This is a genomic window from Holdemanella porci, from assembly GCF_009696075.1.
GTDB classification, from domain to species: Bacteria; Bacillota_I; Bacilli_A; order Erysipelotrichales; family Erysipelotrichaceae; genus Holdemanella; species Holdemanella porci.
The window spans coordinates 1-5,321 of the sequence record NZ_VUMR01000081.1 but is presented as its reverse complement, the minus strand read 5'-3'; the positions used below and the strand labels follow the sequence as shown (position 1 = coordinate 5,321).

The 5,321-nt window shown below is 34.1% G+C and carries 5 protein-coding genes; 4 read left to right on the top strand and 1 reads right to left on the bottom strand.

Annotation, left to right across the window (positions count from 1 at the left end; all coding sequences use genetic code 11):
• Positions 1 to 228: 228 nt before the first annotated feature.
• A complete protein-coding gene (locus FYJ55_RS10095) occupies positions 229 to 927 on the bottom strand; it encodes a TIGR00266 family protein (protein WP_154556717.1) in 699 nt (232 codons plus the stop codon).
• 325 nt (positions 928 to 1,252) lie between these two features.
• Between FYJ55_RS10095 and nrdD the strand changes: the two genes are divergently transcribed.
• From nrdD to FYJ55_RS10075, 4 genes are read left to right on the top strand one after another with little or no spacing between them, the layout of a single operon-like run.
• Positions 1,253 to 3,427, top strand: a complete 2,175-nt coding sequence (gene nrdD, locus FYJ55_RS10090) for an anaerobic ribonucleoside-triphosphate reductase (protein WP_154556716.1) — start codon at positions 1,253 to 1,255, stop codon at positions 3,425 to 3,427.
• Between the two features lie 32 nt (positions 3,428 to 3,459).
• Positions 3,460 to 3,981, top strand: a complete 522-nt coding sequence (gene nrdG, locus FYJ55_RS10085) for an anaerobic ribonucleoside-triphosphate reductase activating protein (RefSeq protein ID WP_154556715.1) — start codon at positions 3,460 to 3,462, stop codon at positions 3,979 to 3,981.
• Between the two features lie 49 nt (positions 3,982 to 4,030).
• A complete protein-coding gene (gene ispD / locus FYJ55_RS10080) occupies positions 4,031 to 4,678 on the top strand; it encodes a 2-C-methyl-D-erythritol 4-phosphate cytidylyltransferase (RefSeq protein ID WP_117571096.1) in 648 nt (215 codons plus the stop codon).
• 8 nt (positions 4,679 to 4,686) lie between these two features.
• Complete coding sequence (locus FYJ55_RS10075) at positions 4,687 to 5,154, top strand: hypothetical protein (RefSeq protein WP_117571097.1); 468 nt, start codon at positions 4,687 to 4,689, stop codon at positions 5,152 to 5,154.
• Positions 5,155 to 5,321 lie beyond the last annotated feature (167 nt).

Here is a 5,321-nt window from a genome sequence, read left to right as displayed (position 1 = left end):
GTACTACTTAGATTGAAAAACATCTATAAAATCACTCGCTTAAAGGATTTGAAAAACGAGTGGTTATTCGTGTAAGTGATAAAAAGAAGAATTATAGCAAAGTCACCAAATTGCTAGTTAAGCCTTTAGAAAATTAAAGGGTAGTAAATGCGTACGCTCATGTATTGACTGCAAGGGGGACGATTGTAAGTAAAAAGCGTGAATAGTTCACGCTCTCTTTTTTTTCAGTTACTTTTGTCCTTGAGGTATAAATGGGATTAATGCATCAGCTAATGAATGTAGGTTACGAGATTGGATGTAAACTTTTCCGTTTCCATGAAACTCATTCACTAAACCTTCGCCTGTAGTGAATCCAAATGTCCCGGATGCAATTTTGATTTCATAATCTAAAGAATCGTCCCATGCGATAACGTGTTCGTTATCAATTGTGATTGGATGATCTGCATCTACATTGATTTCCATAATGTCGCCATATGCATTGATCAATAGGTTGCCGTGTCCAGATGTATGCATGACAAAGAATCCACCGGTTCCACCAAATAATGCTTTTCCAACGCTTTGTGTTTTCATTTCGTAGCTAACAGTGTTATCGCACGCCAAAAAAGCATCATTATTTAAATAGTAGTGACATGCTGGCGTAACCTCTAAACATACGATTTTTCCCGGAATAGAAGGTGCAATACCAAGCAATCCATCGTGACTTGTTCCGGTAGCCTCTGTAATGAACATGCTTTCACCACTGGTAAGGCTTCGTCCTAAGGCGCCTAATACACCACCAATGCCTTTTTTGTTACTGTTCATTTTACCTTCAATCACAACGTTTGACATATAGGCCATAGAGCCTCTTTCGATTTTTACCGTTTCATTATTCTGAAGATTGATTTCAACGATAGGGCAATCTGAATCGCCTTTGATTTTATAGTCCATAGTGACCTCCTTTTTGTTTTTTTTCTTTTATTGTATCAAGTGTATGTGAATTTAACATTAATTATTATAATTTATTTAAATTGACACAATAAGTGTCAATATTAGTATTATCTTAATGATAAAGGGGGGTTGCACAAAATTGGTTGAAAATTAAAATATTTAAACAAATTAGCGGACTTTAAAAAAATAAAAAACCGGTTTCCTTTACTTAAAGGGCAAGCATTATTTTGTATGAATGTAAAGGCTTGTTTTAGAAAAAATTATTAGTATACTAGATGTATACAAAAAAATAGTTGAAGGTTCAACTATTTTTAGGAGGATTAATATGAATGTAATTAAAAGAAGTGGAGAAGAAGTCGTTTTTGATGCATCAAAGATTGAAAATGCAATCAAAAAAGCAAATAAAGCTACAACACACAATCAAATGACAGATGAATTGATTCATTCTGTTACGCAAAGTGTTATCGATAAATGTGAAAACTTGAAGAGAAGCCCAAATGTGGAAGAAATTCAAGATATGGTTGAGGGAGAATTGATGGAACATCGTTGTTTTGCGGTAGCTCACAACTATATCACATATCGTTATGAACGTGCTTTAATTCGTAAGGCAAATTCAACAGATAAACAGATCATGTCTTTATTGGAGCGTAATAATGAAGAAGTTAAACAAGAAAACTCAAATAAAAATCCATTAGTAAACAGTGTTCAGCGTGATTATATGGCTGGAGAAGTTTCAAAGGATATCACAAAACGTTTCTTGTTACCTCAAGATGTTATGGAGGCTCATGAAAAAGGTATTATTCATTTCCATGATTCAGATTACTTTGCACAACACATGCACAACTGTTGTTTAGTAAATTTAGAGGACATGCTTCAAAATGGTACAGTTATTTCTGAAACAATGATTGAAAAACCACATAGTTTCTCTACAGCATGTAACGTAGCTACACAAATTATTGCGCAAGTTGCTAGTTCACAATATGGAGGGCAAAGTATTACACTTTCTCACTTAGCTCCATTTGTACAGGTTTCAAGAGAAAAAGCACGTCGTGAAGTAAAAGAAGAATTAGAATCATTGAATCTAGATTCATCTGAAGATACAGTTAATAAAATGGCAGAAATGCGTGTTCGTAAAGAAATTGAAAAAGGTGTACAGATGATTCAATACCAGGTTATCACATTGATGACGACAAATGGTCAAGCTCCATTTGTGACTGTCTTCATGTATTTAAATGAAGTGCCTGAAGGACAGACTCGTGATGACTTAGCTATGATTATTGAAGAAATGCTGAAACAAAGAATCAAGGGAGTTAAAAACGAAAAAGGGATCTGGATTACGCCGGCTTTCCCTAAATTGATTTATGTTCTTGAAGAAAACAACATTGAAGAAGATTCTAAATATTGGTATTTGACAGAATTAGCGGCTAGATGCACAGCTAAGCGTATGGTTCCAGATTATATTTCTGAAAAGAAAATGTTGGAATTAAAAGTAGATTCGAATGGAGAAGGGCATTGTTATCCATGTATGGGATGTCGTTCATTCTTAACTACATATTTAGATGAAAATGGTAAACCAAAATACTATGGTCGATTCAACCAAGGTGTTGTTACTTTGAACTTAGTTGATGTAGCTTGTTCAAGTAAACAGGATGAAGAAGCATTCTGGAGAATCATGGATGAAAGATTGGCGTTGTGTAAAAAGGCATTGATGTGTCGTCATGAAAGATTATTAGGTACACCAAGTGATGTAGCTCCTATTTTATGGCAAAATGGTGCATTGGCGCGTTTGAAAAAAGGAGAGCCAATCGACAAATTATTATTTGGTGGATATTCTACAATTTCTTTAGGATATGCTGGATTATGTGAATGTGTATATTATATGACTGGACACCCTCATACTGAAGAGCCAGGAACTTCATTTGGATTGAAAGTTATGCAGTATCTAAATGATGCTTGTGCTAAATGGAAGGCAGAAGAAAATATTGACTTCTCATTATATGGAACTCCTATGGAGTCAACTACATTTAAATTCTCTAAACATCTACAAGAGCGTTTTGGAATTATTCCACATGTAACAGATAAGAACTATATCACAAATAGCTATCATGTTCATGTAACAGAAGAAATTGATGCGTTTACTAAATTAACATTTGAATCACAGTTCCAAAAACTTTCTCCAGGTGGAGCCATTAGCTATGTAGAAGTTCCAAATATGGAAAATAACATTGAAGCTGTTTTGGCAATTATGAAACATATTTATAATCATATTATGTATGCAGAGATGAACACAAAATCAGATTATTGCCAAGTATGTGGATATACAGGAGAAATCAAGATTGTGGAAGATGAAAACCATAAATTAGTTTGGGAATGTCCAAATTGTGGGAATCGTGACCAAGAAAAAATGAATGTGGCTCGTCGTACTTGTGGATATATCGGTACACAGTTCTGGAATCAAGGACGAACACAAGAAATCAAAGAAAGAGTACTACACTTATAAGAGCTAGTTTCTTTTTTAGGAGGTTTCTAGCTATGTACTACGGAAATATAAAGAAAAACGATATTGCAAACGGTAAAGGGGTGCGTGTGACACTATTTGTATCGGGATGTACAAATCATTGTAAAAATTGTTTTCAGCCAGAAACATGGAACTTTGATTATGGTAAGCCTTATACAAAGGAAACAGAAGATGAGGTTATTGATGCTTTAAAACCAAGCCATATTTCAGGTTTGACATTACTTGGTGGAGAGCCTTTTGAGCCGGAGAATCAAAGAGAATTAGTTAAATTGCTTCGTCGTGTTCGTGAAGAATTACCAGAAAAGAATATTTGGTCTTTTACAGGCTTTGTTTTAGATCAAGACTTGTTGGATGGTGGACGAAAACATTGTGAAGTAACGGATGAAATGTTGTCGTTATTGGATGTTTTAGTGGATGGTCCTTTTAAAGAAGAAGAAAAAGATATCACATTGGCATTTCGTGGTTCAAGAAACCAAAGGCTTATTGATATGAAAAAATCTTTGAAAGAACAAGAGGTAATTGAATTGGAAGTTTAATCTTCCAATTTTTTTATCAATTGTTAAGAAAATTTGATATAATGAATCCATGAACTATAGTGTGATTGTTTTAGCTGCTGGAAGAGGTAGTCGAACGAATTTAGATTATAATAAAGTATTTTATACTTTTGAAAATGGACAAACTGTACTGAATAAGAGTCTGTCTGTTTTTTTATCAGATGAAGATTGTAAACAGGTCGTTTTAGTTTGTGCGGATTATGAAAAGGACTATGTTACTGAAAACTATTTATATGATTCTCGAATCCAAGTTGTAACAGGAGGACAAACACGACAAGATAGTGTGTACAACGGATTACAAATCGTAGATCAAGATTATGTTATGATTCATGATGGGGCTAGACCTTTTGTTGAAAAAAAGTGGATTTTAGATTTGAAACATTCTTTAGAAACAGAGGATGCCTGTTTATTAATGGTACCTAGTGTGGATACGACAAAGATTGTTGTGGATGGTTATGTAAAGGAATCATTAGAAAGAAAGCTTGTATATCATGCACAGACACCGCAATGTTTTAAAACGGATTTAATTAAGGAGTGTCACCAACTTGCAAGGAATAAACAAGTGCAGGCAACAGATGATGCTCAGCTTGTAGAGTGGTTTTCTAAGGCGAGAGTAAAAGTGGTATTATCAAGTTTCACAAATAAAAAAATAACTTTGCCAGAAGATTTGAAAGGATAGGTATAAAGATGGAATATTCAGCGTTGGTATTTGATGATTGTAAAGAAGTAGAAGATACGTATGACAAATTATTAGAAACAATTGATTTGTTTGCGAATGACGAAAATTGTACGCAAATTGTTGTGAGCTGCAAGAGTGTATGGACATTAAGACTGGCTTCATCCCCTAAAAATAAGGTGATGCTTGTACAAAGACCAGACAAACCGTATGTAGCATTGTTGAATGGCTTAAAGGCTGTTAAACAAGAAAATGTTGTTGTGACTGGTATTTCTACAAAACATACAAAAGAAAACGTAGATACATTATTAGATCATTTATCAAAATATCCGGCTATTAACTTTGATAAAGACTTGCAGGCATTTGATACAAGATTATTGATGTTCTGCCTACAAAAAGCTATTGAATCTAACTTGGCAATTACATCTTATGCCCAAGCTGTTGCGCTTGCGGATACACCACTAGAATCTATTGAATGATACGGCTATTGTCGTATCATTTTTAATAGAATCTTAATAATTGATGCTAGTATATTTATAGGACAGGTAAAACATCTCGAATTTGATTTGATAAGGAACCAATCACATTAAAAATAGAATGAGATATTGAACATGACTGTCCTGGATATTGTAGATTCTTGTGCATA

Bases quoted from the DNA above. Each gene is read 5' to 3' on its own strand.
- ispD (WP_117571096.1), top strand. From the start codon at position 4,031: ATGAACTATAGTGTGATTGTTTTAGCTGCTGGAAGAGGTAGTCGAACG.
- nrdD (WP_154556716.1), top strand. From the start codon at position 1,253: ATGAATGTAATTAAAAGAAGTGGAGAAGAAGTCGTTTTTGATGCATCA.
- FYJ55_RS10095 (WP_154556717.1), bottom strand. From the start codon at position 927: ATGGACTATAAAATCAAAGGCGATTCAGATTGCCCTATCGTTGAAATC.
- nrdG (WP_154556715.1), top strand. From the start codon at position 3,460: ATGTACTACGGAAATATAAAGAAAAACGATATTGCAAACGGTAAAGGG.
- FYJ55_RS10075 (WP_117571097.1), top strand. From the start codon at position 4,687: ATGGAATATTCAGCGTTGGTATTTGATGATTGTAAAGAAGTAGAAGAT.